General features: G+C 73.2%; 12 protein-coding genes. 7 read left to right on the forward strand and 5 right to left on the reverse strand.

All coding sequences use genetic code 11. The features are described 5' to 3' along the window. Nucleotides 1–22: 22 nt before the first annotated feature. The gene (locus ACQPXG_RS16635) at nt 23–1,069 is read left to right on the forward strand and encodes an LLM class F420-dependent oxidoreductase (protein ID WP_433468593.1); all 1,047 of its coding nucleotides are present in this window, start codon (nt 23–25) and stop codon (nt 1,067–1,069) included. On the opposite strand, the gene ACQPXG_RS16640 is transcribed toward ACQPXG_RS16635, so the two are convergent. Then, nucleotides 1,044–1,751: a hypothetical protein gene (locus ACQPXG_RS16640; RefSeq protein ID WP_433468594.1), complete on the reverse strand. Its 708-nt coding sequence runs from the start codon at nt 1,749–1,751 to the stop codon at nt 1,044–1,046. The genes ACQPXG_RS16635 and ACQPXG_RS16640 overlap by 26 nt on opposite strands. A gap of 126 nt (nt 1,752–1,877) precedes the next feature. After that, on the reverse strand, nt 1,878–3,356 hold the full coding sequence (locus ACQPXG_RS16645; RefSeq protein WP_433468595.1) for a flavin monoamine oxidase family protein: 1,479 nt from the start codon (nt 3,354–3,356) through the stop codon (nt 1,878–1,880). Nucleotides 3,357–3,509: 153 nt separating this feature from the next. Here ACQPXG_RS16645 and ACQPXG_RS16650 point away from each other — a divergent pair, with 153 nt between their 5' ends. The 6 genes from ACQPXG_RS16650 (at nt 3,510) to ACQPXG_RS16675 (ending at nt 8,250) form a co-directional block, all read left to right on the forward strand. Beyond that, on the forward strand, nt 3,510–4,586 hold the full coding sequence (locus tag ACQPXG_RS16650) for a M24 family metallopeptidase (RefSeq protein WP_433468596.1): 1,077 nt from the start codon (nt 3,510–3,512) through the stop codon (nt 4,584–4,586). Nucleotides 4,587–4,619: 33 nt separating this feature from the next. Then, entirely contained in the window at nt 4,620–5,177 is a 558-nt protein-coding gene (efp, locus tag ACQPXG_RS16655; protein WP_433468597.1) for an elongation factor P, read from the forward strand. Further along, on the forward strand, nt 5,177–5,593 hold the full coding sequence (nusB, locus tag ACQPXG_RS16660; RefSeq protein ID WP_433468598.1) for a transcription antitermination factor NusB: 417 nt from the start codon (nt 5,177–5,179) through the stop codon (nt 5,591–5,593). The genes efp and nusB overlap by 1 nt, the downstream gene beginning before the upstream one ends. Nucleotides 5,594–5,651: 58 nt before the next feature. After that, entirely contained in the window at nt 5,652–6,437 is a 786-nt protein-coding gene (locus ACQPXG_RS16665) for a methyltransferase domain-containing protein (protein WP_433468599.1), read from the forward strand. A 7-nt stretch (nt 6,438–6,444) separates the two neighbouring features. Continuing rightward, nucleotides 6,445–7,710, forward strand: a complete 1,266-nt coding sequence (locus tag ACQPXG_RS16670; RefSeq protein ID WP_433468600.1) for a DNA polymerase IV — start codon at nt 6,445–6,447, stop codon at nt 7,708–7,710. A 147-nt stretch (nt 7,711–7,857) separates the two neighbouring features. Continuing rightward, the gene (locus ACQPXG_RS16675; RefSeq protein ID WP_433468601.1) at nt 7,858–8,250 is read left to right on the forward strand and encodes a DUF3040 domain-containing protein; all 393 of its coding nucleotides are present in this window, start codon (nt 7,858–7,860) and stop codon (nt 8,248–8,250) included. Nucleotides 8,251–8,328: 78 nt separating this feature from the next. Here ACQPXG_RS16675 and ACQPXG_RS16680 read toward each other — a convergent pair whose 3' ends face one another. The 3 genes from ACQPXG_RS16680 to ACQPXG_RS16690 are packed head-to-tail and all read right to left on the reverse strand — an operon-like array spanning nt 8,329 to nt 13,091. Beyond that, nucleotides 8,329–10,785 carry a transglutaminase TgpA family protein gene (locus tag ACQPXG_RS16680; protein ID WP_433468602.1) on the reverse strand — a complete coding sequence of 819 codons (2,457 nt, stop codon included), beginning with the start codon at nt 10,783–10,785 and terminating at the stop codon, nt 8,329–8,331. After that, nucleotides 10,782–12,071: a DUF58 domain-containing protein gene (locus ACQPXG_RS16685; RefSeq protein WP_433468603.1), complete on the reverse strand. Its 1,290-nt coding sequence runs from the start codon at nt 12,069–12,071 to the stop codon at nt 10,782–10,784. Before ACQPXG_RS16685 ends, ACQPXG_RS16680 begins: the two co-directional genes overlap by 4 nt. 3 nt (nt 12,072–12,074) lie before the next feature. Continuing rightward, nucleotides 12,075–13,091, reverse strand: coding sequence for an AAA family ATPase (locus ACQPXG_RS16690; protein WP_433469980.1), 1,017 nt, complete (start codon nt 13,089–13,091; stop codon nt 12,075–12,077). Nucleotides 13,092–13,457: the final 366 nt, after the last annotated feature.

Here is a 13,457-nt window from a genome sequence, read left to right on the forward strand (position 1 = left end):
GATTCGGTTAGGGAGGATGCCGATGCGCATCGGGATGGCGCTCAGCTACTCGGGCGGTTTCAAGGAGACCGTCGAGGAGCTGGCCGACTACGAGAAGGCCGGCCTCGACATCGTCTATGTCGCGGAGGCGTACAGCTTCGACGCGGTGAGCCAGATGGGCTACATCGCCGCCAGGACCGAGCGGGTGGAGATCGCCTCCGGCATCCTCAACATCTACTCGCGCACCCCGACCGCGATCGCGCAGACCGCCGCGGGCCTGGACTACGTCTCGGACGGGCGGTTCACGCTCGGCATCGGCGCGTCCGGCCCGCAGGTCATCGAGGGCTTCCACGGCGTCCCCTACACCGCGCCGCTCGGCCGCACCCGGGAGATCATCGAGATCTGCCGCAAGGTGTGGCGGCGCGAGCGGGTGCAGCACGACGGCAGGCACTACAAGCTGCCGCTGCCGGAGGGCCAGGGCACCGGCCTCGGCAAGGCGCTCAAGCTCATCAACCATCCGGTGCGGGCCGACATCCCGATCCTGGTCGCCGCGATCGGCCCGAAGAACGTCGAGCTGACCGCGGAGATCGCCAACGGCTGGGAGCCCATCTTCTACATGCCCGAGAAGGCGAAGGACGTCTGGGGCCCCTCCCTCGCGGCGGGCAAGGCCAAGCGCGACCCGGCCCTCGGCGAACTGGACGTGGTCGGGCAGTCCCCGCTCGCCATCGGCGACGACGTCCAGGGCTTCCTGGAGTTCGGGCGCCCGATGGCCGCGCTCTACATCGGCGGCATGGGCGCCAAGGGCAAGAACTTCTACAACGACCTCGCCCGCCGCTACGGCTTCGAGAAGGAGGCCGAGGAGATCCAGGACCTGTACCTGGACGGCAAGAAGGACGAGGCCGCCGCCAAGGTCCCGCAGGAGCTGCTGGAGAAGATGTCCCTCATCGGCTCCGAGGGCCACGTCCGCGAACGGCTCGCCGCCATGAAGGAGTCCGGCGTCACCACGCTCAACGTGACCCCGATCGCGGGCGACCACAAGGGCCGCCTCGCCCTGATCGAGAAGGTCAAGGAGATGGCCGCCGGCCTCTGAGGGACCGCCGCGCCCGGCGCGTCCGCCACCCGCGCCCCAGTCCCAGCCCTGCGCGGAACGGCGGGACGTTCAGCTCGAACAGCACGCGCAGCAGGACTCCGCCCCCGAACATGGCGGCTCCCCGCTTCAGGGAGGTGCCCGGATCGCCCACCGAACCGGCGGGACGCGGGCCGAGGCGGCCGAGCGGGTCGTACACGACCTGGACGCGGCCGCCTCGCTCCGCCACCGGGGAGCCGGTGGTCATCTTCCGCACCCGCGGCTCGGCACAGGCCAGCTCGTGGTCGTAGTAGACGTCCGTGGTGGTGTGCCCGTCGCTGTCGGTGGTGGTGACCTCGCGCCTGTCGACCTTCTGCACCGTGCACGCCGTGGTCCGGCCGCGCTCCTGCAGAGCCTGGTCCGAGACCGCGTCGGCGATGAAGGCCACCCCGATGAACAGCAGGAGGAAGGCGCCGAAGAACACCAGGATGTTCTCGTAGCGCAACTGCGTGAAGACCATCAGGGCGTACCCGGCCATCATCATCACGAAGAGCAGCGCCGTGCCCGCCCAGTTGTCCGCCAGCGCCGACGGGCCGTTCGCGGTCAGGGCGGCCTGGCCGACGACGAGCGCGAGCCCGGCCAGGGGCGCGCCGACCGCCAGCAGCGCCGCGGAGGCCCAGTTCGGCCGATTCCCGTACCGCACCATCGGAACCCGTTCCGTCGTCCATCCCTGTCCTTGGATGAGATGCACGGTTCCGCCGGCCGGATCGCCACTTGATCCTTACTTTTCGCGGCCGGCGGAACGTGCGGGAACGGCTCCGGGAGGGCGGTGTCAGAGCGCCGCGCCGACCTCCTTGGCGACGCGCTCCCCGGAGCGGACCGCGCCGTCCATGTAGCCCGTCCAGTAGTCGGACGTCTCCGTGCCGGCCCAGTGGATCGGGCCGCACGCCGCCCGCAGCGCCGGGCCGAAGGCGGTCAGCGCGCCGGGCGGGGCGACGCCGACCGGGCCGCCGCCGCTCCACGTCTCGTTGTCCCAGCGCTGGAACGCCGTCAGCTTCGGGCTCGCCGCCTTGTCGCCGAACAGCTTGGCGAACGAGGCGAGGCCCGCCGCCCTGACGTCGTCCGCGGACGCGGCGTCCAGCTTGCGGATGTTGGCCTGGTTCATGAAGCCCATCAGGATGCCGCGCGATCCGTCCGGCGGGCTGTTGTCGAACGTCGCGTCGATCGCGCCGCTGTCGGCGACCGCCTGCCCGGTCAGGCCGTCCGCGCGCCAGAAGGGCGTGTCGTAGACGGCGACGAACTTGGCGATCGAGCCCATCGGGTAGCGCTGCATGAGCTGCGCCCTGCTCGCCGGCAGCGCCGGCGAGTAGTCGATCTTGCCGGCGATCGCGGGGGACATCGCCACGATGACGCGCCTGGCCGACACCGTGACACCCTCCGCGTTGACCGTGACACCGCCCGAACCCGTGACGATGGACCGCACCGGCGCGTTGTAGCGGATGACGTCGCCGAGCTTGGCGGCCAGCCGGATCGGCACCTCCTGCGAGCCGCCGGTGAAGCGGGACTCCTGCGCGCCGCCCCTGGTGTTGATCAGCCGGTCGATCGTCCCCGGGGTGCTCTCGTTCCCCGCCGAGGCCGCGTAGTTCAGCAGGTAGAGCAGCGAGATCTCCTGCGAGCGCATCGACAGGGTCGAGGAGGCGAACGCGTCCATCAGGAACCGCGCGCCGCCGCTCAGCGTGTTGGCCCGCGACCAGGTGTGGAACGTCTGCGCGTCCCACTCCTCGGCCTTCGCCGCCTTCCACGGCTCGCCGACCGGCACGTCCTTGATCATGCCGCCGAGCCTCAGCAGCGCGACCTCCAGGTCGACCACGCCCCAGTCCGGCGGGACGGCGCCGAGGATGCCGTCGGTCGCGTACAGGGACCGCTGGCCGTTGCGGTAGTAGACGTTCTTGCCCTCGTTGTAGGTGGCGTAGGTGTCGACGCCCATCTCCTTGGCGAGCGCGGCGATGCGGTCCTGCGTCGGGCCGATGAACTCGGCGCCGCCCTCGTTGGTGGTGCCGTCGCCGAGCGGCATCCCGTACACGCGCCCGCCCGGCCGCTCCCGCGCCTCTAAGACGAGCACGGACCGGCCGGCCGCCACGAGATCGCGGGCGGCGGTGAGACCGGACAGGCCGGCACCGACGATCACCACGTCGGTGCTCAGGGGGGCGGTGCGGGCGGCGGCGGACGGGGCCGCGGCCGTGGAGACGACGGCTCCGGCGGCGGTGAGGGCGCCCGTGCCGAGCAGTCTGCGGCGGCTGACTCGGGTCAAGGTGAATCACTCCCGGGGGAAGTCCATGCGGGGGGACGGACGGAGCACACGACCGGCCACGCTAGGCCGGGCCTCGGGGAAAAGTCGAGGGTTCTTCATGTTCTGTGATCCCGTTGAGACGGCGTCCGGGAACGATGATCTAGAGTCGGGCCCATGGGGGAGACGCACATCGCACGGCGCCGCCGGCTGGGCGCGCTCGTCGCGGACCGCGGTGCCGGCGCACTGCTGGTGACCCGGCTCGTCAACGTCCGCTACCTGACCGGCCTGGACAGCTCCCGGGCCGCGCTGCTCGTCCCGGCCGACGGGCGGGCCGTGCTCGCGACCGACGGGCGGTACGCCGGGATGGCCGCGCAGGTCTGCCCGGAGCTGCCCGTCCTCGTCGACCGGCAGGTGGCCGGCGTGCTGGTGAAGCGGGCGGCCGAAGACGGCCACCGCCGGGTCGGCTTCGAGGCGCACGACATGACCGTCGAGCAGCACACCGCCCTCCTCGACGACGCCGAGACCGGGCTGTCGCCGCTCGGCCACCTCGTCGAGGAGCTCCGCATGGTCAAGGACGAGGAGGAGATCGCCCTTCTGCGGGAGGCCTGCGCCATCACCGACCGCGCGTTCGAGGCCGTCCTCCCCGAGATCCGCGCCGGGGTCACCGAGCGGGCCGTGGCGATCGCGCTCGAACGGGCCATGGTCGACTTCGGCGCCGAACGCCCGGCCTTCGCGTCGATCATCGCCTCGGGGCCGAACGGCGCCGTCCCGCACCACCACCCCGGCGGCCGCGAGCTGGAACGCGGCGACCTCGTCACCATGGACTTCGGCGCCCTCTACGACGGCTACCACGCCGACATGACCCGGACCGTCGCGATCGGCGAGCCCGCCGGCTGGCAGCGGGACCTCTACGACCTCGTCCACCGGGCGCAGCGGGCCGGGCTGGACGCCGCCGTCCCCGGCGCCGAGACGAAGGACGTCGACGCCGCGGCCCGCGACGTCATCGCGGCGGCCGGGCACGGCGACGCGTTCACCCACGGCCTCGGGCACGGCGTCGGCCTGGAGATCCACGAAGCGCCGCTCATGGGGTACGACAAGACCGGTAAACTGACGGATCGGGTTCCCATCACCGCGGAGCCGGGGGTCTACCTCGCGGGCCGGGGCGGAGTCCGCATCGAGGACACGGTCGTCGTCCGCGCGGACGGGCCGGAGCTCCTCACCACAACGACGAAAGACCTGCTCGTCCTTTAGGGCGCGCGGGTTCGGGACCGGGAGAACAACGCAGTGGCGACGACGAACGACCTGAAGAACGGCATGACGCTGAACCTCGACGGCCAGCTGTGGACCGTCCTGGAGTTCCAGCACGTCAAGCCCGGCAAGGGCGGCGCGTTCGTCCGCACCAAGCTCAAGAACGTGCTGTCCGGGAAGGTCGTCGACAAGACCTTCAACGCCGGCACCAAGGTCGACGTGGCCAGCGTCGACAAGCGGGAGATGCAGTACCTCTACCGCGAGGGCGAGGACTTCGTCTTCATGGACACCGAGACCTACGACCAGCCGCACATCCCGGAGACCGTCGTCGGCGACGCCGCGAACTACCTGCTCCCCGAGCAGAACGCCGTGATCGCGTTCAACGACGAGAACCCGCTGTACGTCGAGCTGCCCGCCGCCGTCGTGCTGGAGATCACCGAGACCGAGCCCGGCCTGCAGGGCGACCGCTCCACCGGCGGCAGCAAGCCCGCCACCGTCGAGACCGGCGCGCAGGTCCAGGTCCCGCTGTTCATCACCACCGGCGAGAAGATCAAGGTCGACACCCGCTCCGGCGAGTACCTCGGCCGCGCCTGATGGCGGCTCGCACCAAGGCGCGGAAGCTCGCGCTGGACATCCTGTTCGCGGCGGAGCTGCGGGAGGAGGAGCCGACGGCGGTGCTCGCCGGGCGCGGCCGCCCCAACCAGGACGAGCTGGCCGAGTACTCGCACGCCGTCCGGCTGATCGAGGGCGTCCAGGAGCACCGGGAGCGCATCGACGAGCTGCTCGCCACCTACGCGACGGGGTGGACCCTGGAGCGGATGCCCGTCGTCGACCGCAACGTCCTGCGGATGGGCGCGTTCGAGCTGCTGTGGGTGGACGACGTCCCCGACGCCGTCGCGGTCAGCGAGGCGGTCGGCCTCGCCACCGAACTGTCCACCGACGAGTCCCCGCGCTTCGTCAACGGCCTGCTGGCCCGGCTCCAGCAGCTCAAGCCCTCCCTCACCCTCTAGCACCGGCATCGTCGTCCAGCCCCCGGCCGGGGACGGCGGGCGGCTAGGCTGGACGGCGATGAGCGACGTTAGGGGAGTGGCCGTGACCGGCCGGCAACAGAAGCGGGTGCGGGGCGGCAGCCGGGTGCGCAGCGCCGTTCTGTGGGACGCCCTGCGCACGGTCCTCGGCCGGATCACCCCCGAGGCCGGCCAGAGCGACGTGGTGGACGTCGGCGGCGGCACCGGCGGGTTCGCGGTCCCGCTCGCCGAGCTGGGGCACCGCGTCACCGTGATCGACTCCAACCCGGACGCGCTGGCCGCGCTGGAGCGCCGCGCCGCCGAGTCCGGGGTGCGCGTCCGCGCGATGCAGGGCGACGCCGTCGACCTGCCCGACCTGCTGGGCCCGGACGCCGCCGACCTCGTGCTGTGCCACAGCGTCCTGGAGTACGTCGACGAGCCGGGCGCGGCGATGGCGGCGCTGACCGGCACCGTCCGCCCGGGCGGCTCGGTCAGCGTGCTGGTGGCCGGCCAGGTCGCCGCCGCGCTGCACCGCGCCGTGTCCGGGCACTTCGACGACGCCCGGCGGGTGCTGACCGACCCGGCCGGACGGTGGGGCGAGGGCGACCGGATGCCCCGCCGGTTCACCCGCGAGACGCTGTCGGCGCTGGTGGGCGGCGCGGGCCTGCGGGTCGCCGAGCTGCACGGCGTCCGGATCTTCGCCGACCTCGTGCCGGGCGGCCTGGTGGACGGCGACGCCGACTCCGCCGACGCGCTGATCGCGCTGGAGTCGGTGGCGGCCGTCCACCCCGTCCTGCGCGACCTCGCCACCCAGCTGCACCTGGTGGCCGACAAACCGGCCGGATAGCCGAGCCGTGAGTCGCAAGCAGCAGCTGCACCGGCCGGGGCCGCAGCCGGGCCCGCCCGCGGACGACACCGGCTGCGCCATCCTGCACGTGGACATGGACGCGTTCTTCGTCAGCGTCGAGCTGCTCGAACGTCCCGAGCTGCGGGGACGTCCCGTCATCGTGGGCGGCGCCGGGCCGCGCGGGGTGGTGTCCGCGGCGTCCTACGAGGCCCGCGGGTTCGGCGTGCACTCGGCGATGCCGATGACGCGGGCGCGGCGGCTGTGCCCGCAGGCGGTCGTCCTGCCGCCGGACCACGGCAAGTACTCCCGCGTGTCCGCGGCCGTCTTCGAGATCTTCCGCTCCGTCACCCCGCTGGTGGAGGGCCTCTCCCTGGACGAGGCGTTCCTGGACGTGGCGGGCGCGCGACGGCGGCTCGGCCGTCCTGCCGTGATCGCGCAGCTGATCCGCGACCAGGTCCGCGACCAGCAGGGCATCACCTGCTCGGTGGGCGTCGCGAGCACCAAGTTCGTCGCGAAACTGGCCTCGACCCGGTGCAAGCCGGACGGGCTGCTCGTCGTGCCCGCCGACGGCGTGGTCGACTTCCTGCACCCGCTGCCCGTCGCGGCCCTCTGGGGCGTCGGGGAGCGGACGGAGCAGACGCTCACCAGGCTCGGCCTCCGGACGGTCGGGCAGCTCGCCCAGGTCCCGCCGGCCACCCTCCAGCGCGAGCTCGGCAACGCGCTCGGAGCGCACCTGCACGAGCTGGCGTGGGGACGCGACCCCCGGGAGGTCGACCCGCACACCCCCGACAAGAGCATCGGTGCCGAGGAGACCTTCGACACCGACATCGACGACCCGGAGGTCATCCGGCGGGAACTGCTGCGGCTGGCGGAGAAGGTCGGCGCGCGCCTGCGCGAGAGCGGGAACGCCGGGCGGACGGTCAGCGTCAAACTGCGGATGGCGGACTTCAAGACGATCACGCGGGCGCGCACGCTGAGCGAGCCGACCGATCTCGCACGTGTGATCTATATCACAGCCCGCGAGCTGTACGAGGCGGCCGGGCTGGAACGGGTACGACTCCGTCTGGTCGGGGTGCGGGTCGAGAACCTGAGCCCCGCCGGCGAGGCCCCCCGTCAGCTCGCCTTCGACGAGCCGGCAAACGGCTGGCGTGAGGCCGAGCAAGCCATGGACCAGGTCGCGCACCGGTTCGGCCGCGGCGCGGTGCGACCCGCCGCGCTCGTCAGGCGTGCGGCGGATGGTGACGGACGGGACGGCAGGGGCAGAGGACAATGAAAGAAGGCTGTGGGGTGACCGGCACCGAGCCCTCGGGGGGCCGTTCGCTTTCGTACGCTCGACAGTGCTCGTATTCTGGGCATATCACCGTTGACGTTCGCGTCCCGCATCGGATACCCCGTCGCGGAGCTGTCGTTGGGAGGTGCCGTGCCGCTCTCTGAGCACGAGCAGCGCATGCTCGAACAGATCGAATCGGCGTTGTACGCCGAGGATCCGAAGTTCGCTCACGCGGTTCGCTCGACCAACCCCCAGGTCCACTACAAGCGCCGGATCGTCAAGGCGGCCTTCGGGTTCGTCGTGGGCGTGTGCGCCCTGATGGCCGGTCTTGTGATCAACGAGGGCACGGTCACCATCGCCGTCAGCGTGACCGGTTTCCTGCTGATGGTCGTCTGCTGCGTCTGGGCGCTGACGAGCTGGAAGCGGATGACCGGCATCGGCAACGAGCCCGCACGCGGCGGAGGACGCCAGGCCCGCCCCGCCAAGGCGGGCTTCATGGAGCGCATGGAAGAACGCTGGCGCCGCCGCACCGAGGGCGACTGAGCCTTCCGCTTGCGTTGATCGTCCCGGCCACGCGTGGTCGCGCGGGGCCGGGGCGAACGTGTGTCCGGGGGCGTGCGCCTAGCGGCGGCGTAGGCGGGCCGGGAGCTCGTTCAGGCGGGCGGTGAGGTCGAGGGCGCGGTCCAGGGCCGTGCGGAGCGCGGAGCCCGTCTGCGCGACCGTCGACGGCGGCAGCAGCCGGGCCCGCCAGCGTGCCGTGCGCCCCACGGACGAGGCGAACGCCTCCCGGACGGTCCGGACGTCGGCGCGCAGCCGCTCCGGCGGCTCGGCGGAGCGGGTCCTGGAGTAGCGGGCCAGTTCCTCGGCGCGGGCGATGCGGGTGAGGGCCTGCGCGCCCGCCGCGTCCAGTTCGAGCAGCTCGCCGAGGCGGCGGGCGGTGGCGCGCGGGGAGTCGCTGGCCCGCCATTCGAGCCCGTGGTCGAGCGCGTCGGCGCGCATCTCCCGCCACGCGGCGTGCGCCGCCCCGGCCGGGTCGGGCGCGCGGGCCGGCGGCGCGCCCGCCGGCGGGACGGGCGGGGGCGTCAGGGCCGCCCAGCGGCGCCGCCGGGTGACCATCCGCAGGGCCATCGGCACGCCCATCAGCAGCAGCGTCAGCAGGGCGCCGGCGAGCCAGGGCGCCGCGGAGGACCCGCCCGTGCCCTCGTCCTGCGCGCCGGCGGCGCCGCCCGCGCCCTCGTCGTTGCGGTGCCGGGGTCCGGTGGGCGTGGCGGTCGCGGCGCCGGCGGGGGACGAGGAGTCGGGTTCCGGCGCGACCTCGCTCTCCGGCCCGCCGCCGGTGCTGACCGCGGGACGGCTGTATCCGGGCGCGACGGCGGTGCCCTGCCCGCCGGCGCCGGCGGGGGTGGGCTCGAACCGCACCCATCCCGAGCCCTCGAAGTACAGTTCCGGCCAGGCGTGCGCGTCCTGTGACCGGACGACCCACTCGCCGGGCTTGACCTCGCTGCCCGGCGTGTACCCCATCGCCACCCGGGACGGGATGCCGAGGATGCGCGCCATCAGCGCCATCGCGGCGGCGTACTGCTCGCAGTAGCCGCGCTTGCTGTGCAGGAGGAAGTCGACGAGGTCGCTGCCGCGCTGCGGCGCCGGCGCGGTTAGGTCGTAGCTGAACCCGCCGGTCAGGGTGAACCAGCGCTGTAGCTTCACCGCCTGGGAGAGCGCGCTCGCCGACCCGGCGGTGACGGTCGCGGCCAGGTTCCGGACCTGCTGCGGGACGTTCCTCGGCACCGCCGTGTAGTGCGAGACGATCTCGGCCGGGGAGGCGCCGGCCCCGGCGAGCTGCCCGGCGGTCGGCTCCGCGAGCAGGCTCTTCACGGTGTAGGAGCGGCCGCCCGCGGAGTCGCGCAGCGAGTAGATCATCAGCGACTGGTCGTGCACCCGCCAGTCGCCCTTGATCGACACCTGGGACGGGGCGTACGGCACCGGCAGGAACGTCATGTTCTGGACCTCGGGCCGCACGTGCACCCTGGTCGTCACCTCGTGCACGGGCGCGACCGTCAGCCCCGGCGGCGAGGGCAGCGTGCGCTCGTCCGACAGGCGGTCCTTGGAGCTGCTCTTCAGCGGGCTGTAGGTCCACCGGTCGCCGTCGAACCGGTCGAGGGAGTAGAGGCGCAGGTAGCCGGGGCTCTCCGGGTCGTCGGTCTTGTAGGTGAGGACGACCGAGTCGTCCAGCCGGGTCAGTTCCCGTTTCAGGCTGACCAGCGGGTCGGGCGTCGTCACCGTCTGGGTGCCCCGGCCGGAGCCGCCGCCCAGCCCGAAAACGCCGCGCGGCTGCAGGCCGGGGACCACCGCCGGCAGCAGCACGGCGACGGCGACCGCGCCCGCCGCGATCCGGCGGCCGCTCGCCGCCAGCGCCGAGGCGTCCGGCGGCTCGGCGTAGTCCCCGGGCGCCGGTGCGGCGCCGGCCATCGGGACCTCCCGCGGGCGGCGGCCCGTGGTCACCGTCCGGCCCCAGCCGCCGACGCGCTCGCGGGCGTCGGCCATGAGCAGGGCGAGGAAGCCGACCGCGCCGACACCGAACGCGAGCCAGCCGACGCCGTCCTCGCGGACGGCCGCGGGCACGCTGTACATGGCCAGCAGCGGCAGCCCGGCGGGCGCGGTGCGGCGCAGCCGGACGGCCAGCAGGTCGACCAGGACGGCGACCAGGCCGATGCCGGCGGCGGTCAGCATCGCGATGCCCGGGACGAGCGGGACCGGCGCGGCGTACCGGTTGGCCGCCCGCCAGCCCTCGTCCGCGAGCACGCCGAGGTGGCGCACCGACTCGGGGGAGGGGATGAACACCAACCACGCCTTGTCGGCGGCGTAGACCAGGTTGAGGTAGAGCAGCAGGGAGCCCAGCCCGAACAGGAGGCCGACCAGCGCGGGCATCCGCAGCCGTCTGGCCAGCAGCCCGCCGCCGGACACGGCCAGCACCGCGCCGAGCCCCGCCCAGAACCATCCGGCCTTCTCGAACAGCGGGTACAGGCCGAGCGAGCCGGCGAGCGTCGCCAGCCCGGCCATCACCGTCATCCGGATCCTCATGAGCCGTCCCTGACGAAGTTCTCGCCGGCCTTGCCGGCCTGCCTCCACGCCCCGGCCAGGTCGGCGGCGGCCCGGACGGTCACCACCCGCCAGCCGCCCGCGCGCAGCAGCCCCGCGGCCGTCTCCTCGGCCGTCTTCGTGGCGTTCGTTCCGGCGTTCGCCGTCTCCGGCCCGGTCCCGCCCTGGACCAGCACCGCCACGCAGGTGCCGCCGCCGCGGCGCGCCGCGGCCACCGTGCGGGCCTCCTCCTCCGACAGCACGCCGAACACCGCGATGACCAGCCCGTTGCCCTCCCGGCCCCGGCTGTGGGCGCCGTGCAGCGCGGCGAGCCCCGCCGACAGCGTCCCGGCCTTGGACCTGCGGGCCACGGCCAGCGCGTCGAGCAGCAGCCCCTCGAACGCCCCCTCGGACGGAGCGGCCGGCAGCGCCTCCCCGGCGTCGGTGACGTAGCGCAGGCTCATCCCCGTCCGGACGAGGTGCACGCCGATCGACGCGGTCGCCGACACGGCCTGCTCGAAGGACCCTGCCGGCCCGTCGCCCCAGTGCGCGGAGCGGCGGGTGTCGAGGAACAGGGTCCCGCTGCTCTGGAAGTGCTGCTCCTCGCGCCGCACCATCAGCTCGCCGCGCCGGGCGGTGGACCGCCAGTGCACGCGGCGCAGGTCGTCGCCGTGCCGGTAGTCGCGCGGTGCGACGTCGTCCTCTCCCGCGGCGGAGAGCGCGCGCGCGATGCTGTCGCCGCCGCCCGTCCACGCGCCCGACAGCCGGCTCGGCGGCAGCGGGACGATCGCCGGCGTCACCGTGAGCGTGTCGGACAGGCTGAACGAGCGGACCAGCTCCACCATGCCGAACGGGTCGGCGAGCCGGACCGTCAGCGGCCCCACCCGGTAGCGGCCGCGCACGTCCGAGCGGATCCGGTACCCCAGCTCACGGGTGCCGTGCGACTCGATCCGCTCCAGCACGAACCGCGCCCGCCCGCCGAGCGCGTAGGGGACCCGGTCCTCCACCATCAGCAGGCCGCTCGGCAGCCTCGACACGTTCTCCAGCCGCAGGTCGACGCGTGCCTCGTGGCCGACCGGCAGCCGCGCCGGCTCCAGCCGCCGCGCGCACGCCAGCCGATAGCGGGTCCGCGACACCGCGAGCGTGCACAGCAGCGGCAGCACCAGCACGAGCACCCCGGCGCGCAGCAGGTCGCGCTCGCCGAGCACGACCGCGCAGACGATCGCGGTCGTCCCGGCGGCCACGAAGGACCGCCCGCGGGTGGTCAGGCCGGCCAGCGCTCGTCGCACCGCTCACTTCCCGGGGGAGGGCACCGGCAGGCGCTTCACCAGGTCGGCGACGACCTGCTCGGGACGGCGCCGCTCCACCTGCGCCTCGGCGGTCGGCAGCAGCCGGTGCGCGAGGACGGGGACGGCGAGGTCCTGGACGTCGTCGGGGACGACGTAGTCGCGGTCGTCGAGCGCCGCGTACGCCCGCGCGGCCCGCACCAGGTGCAGGGTCGCCCGCGGGGACGCGCCGAGCCGCAGCTCCCGATGCCTCCGGGTGGCGCCGACGAGGTCGATCGCGTACTGCCGCACCGCGGGCGAGACGTGCTGGCGCCGCACCACCTCGATGAGGTCGCGGACGTCGGCGGCGTGCGCGACCGGGGTGAGCCGGTCGAGCGGCGACGTCTCGCCGTGCGTGTCGAGCATCTCCATCTCGGCGGCGGGGTCCGGGTAGCCCATCGAGATGCGGGCGGTGAACCGGTCGCGCTGCGCCTCGGGCAGCGGGTAGGTGCCCTCCATCTCCACCGGGTTCTGGGTGGAGATCACCATGAACGGAGGCTCCAGCGAGTAGGTGGTGCCGTCCACCGTGACCTGGCGCTCCTCCATACACTCCAGCAGTGCGGACTGCGTCTTCGGGGAGGCCCGGTTGATCTCGTCGCCGACCACGATGTTGGCGAACACCGGCCCCGGTTTGAACTCGAACTCGCGCAGCTCCTGGTTGTAGGCGCTGACCCCGGTGATGTCGCTGGGCAGCAGGTCGGGTGTGAACTGGACGCGCCGCACCGAGCAGTCGACCGAGCGTGCGAGCGCTTTCGCGAGCATCGTCTTGCCGACCCCGGGCACGTCCTCGATCAGCAGGTGCCCCTCCGCCAGCAGCACCGTCAGTGCGAGCCGCACCACCGAGGGCTTGCCCTCGATCACCGACTCCACCGCGCCGCGGATCTTGTTCGCGACCTTGGCGAGCCCGTCGAGCCCGCCGTCCGCCGCGTCGTGCTCCCTGGCGCCTTGCCGGGCCGGGTGGGATGCCGGGGGGTCGGTCTCCATGAACGACTCGCCGTGCGTGCCTACTGCCACCAAACCCTCCTCAGCCGTCCCAACCGACAGTACGTCGTCGGAACGCACACCGCGATGTTCATGTGGAACGCGAGCCAATTGTGCTCCACGGTGAGCACCGGCGAGGTCCGGCCGGAGCACTCCACTTCGCTCCACCGCCCCTGTGATCCCCCGTGGAACCGGTCTGACTCGTCTCGCCGGGGAGTCCGGCACGCGGGGCGGGCGCCCCTGGGCTCCACTCGGCACCACCCCTGCTGACCTGCGGTTTTGCTCGTGAAAACGGTGCGTGGACGGTGTTTTTCTTGTTGACGGTGGGGAAGAGTGGAGTAGAGTGGGGCGCCGTGGGGGGCGGTAGCA

Origin of the sequence: Spirillospora sp. CA-128828 (assembly GCF_050945415.1) — a bacterium.
Lineage (GTDB): Bacteria > Actinomycetota > Actinomycetes > Streptosporangiales > Streptosporangiaceae > Spirillospora.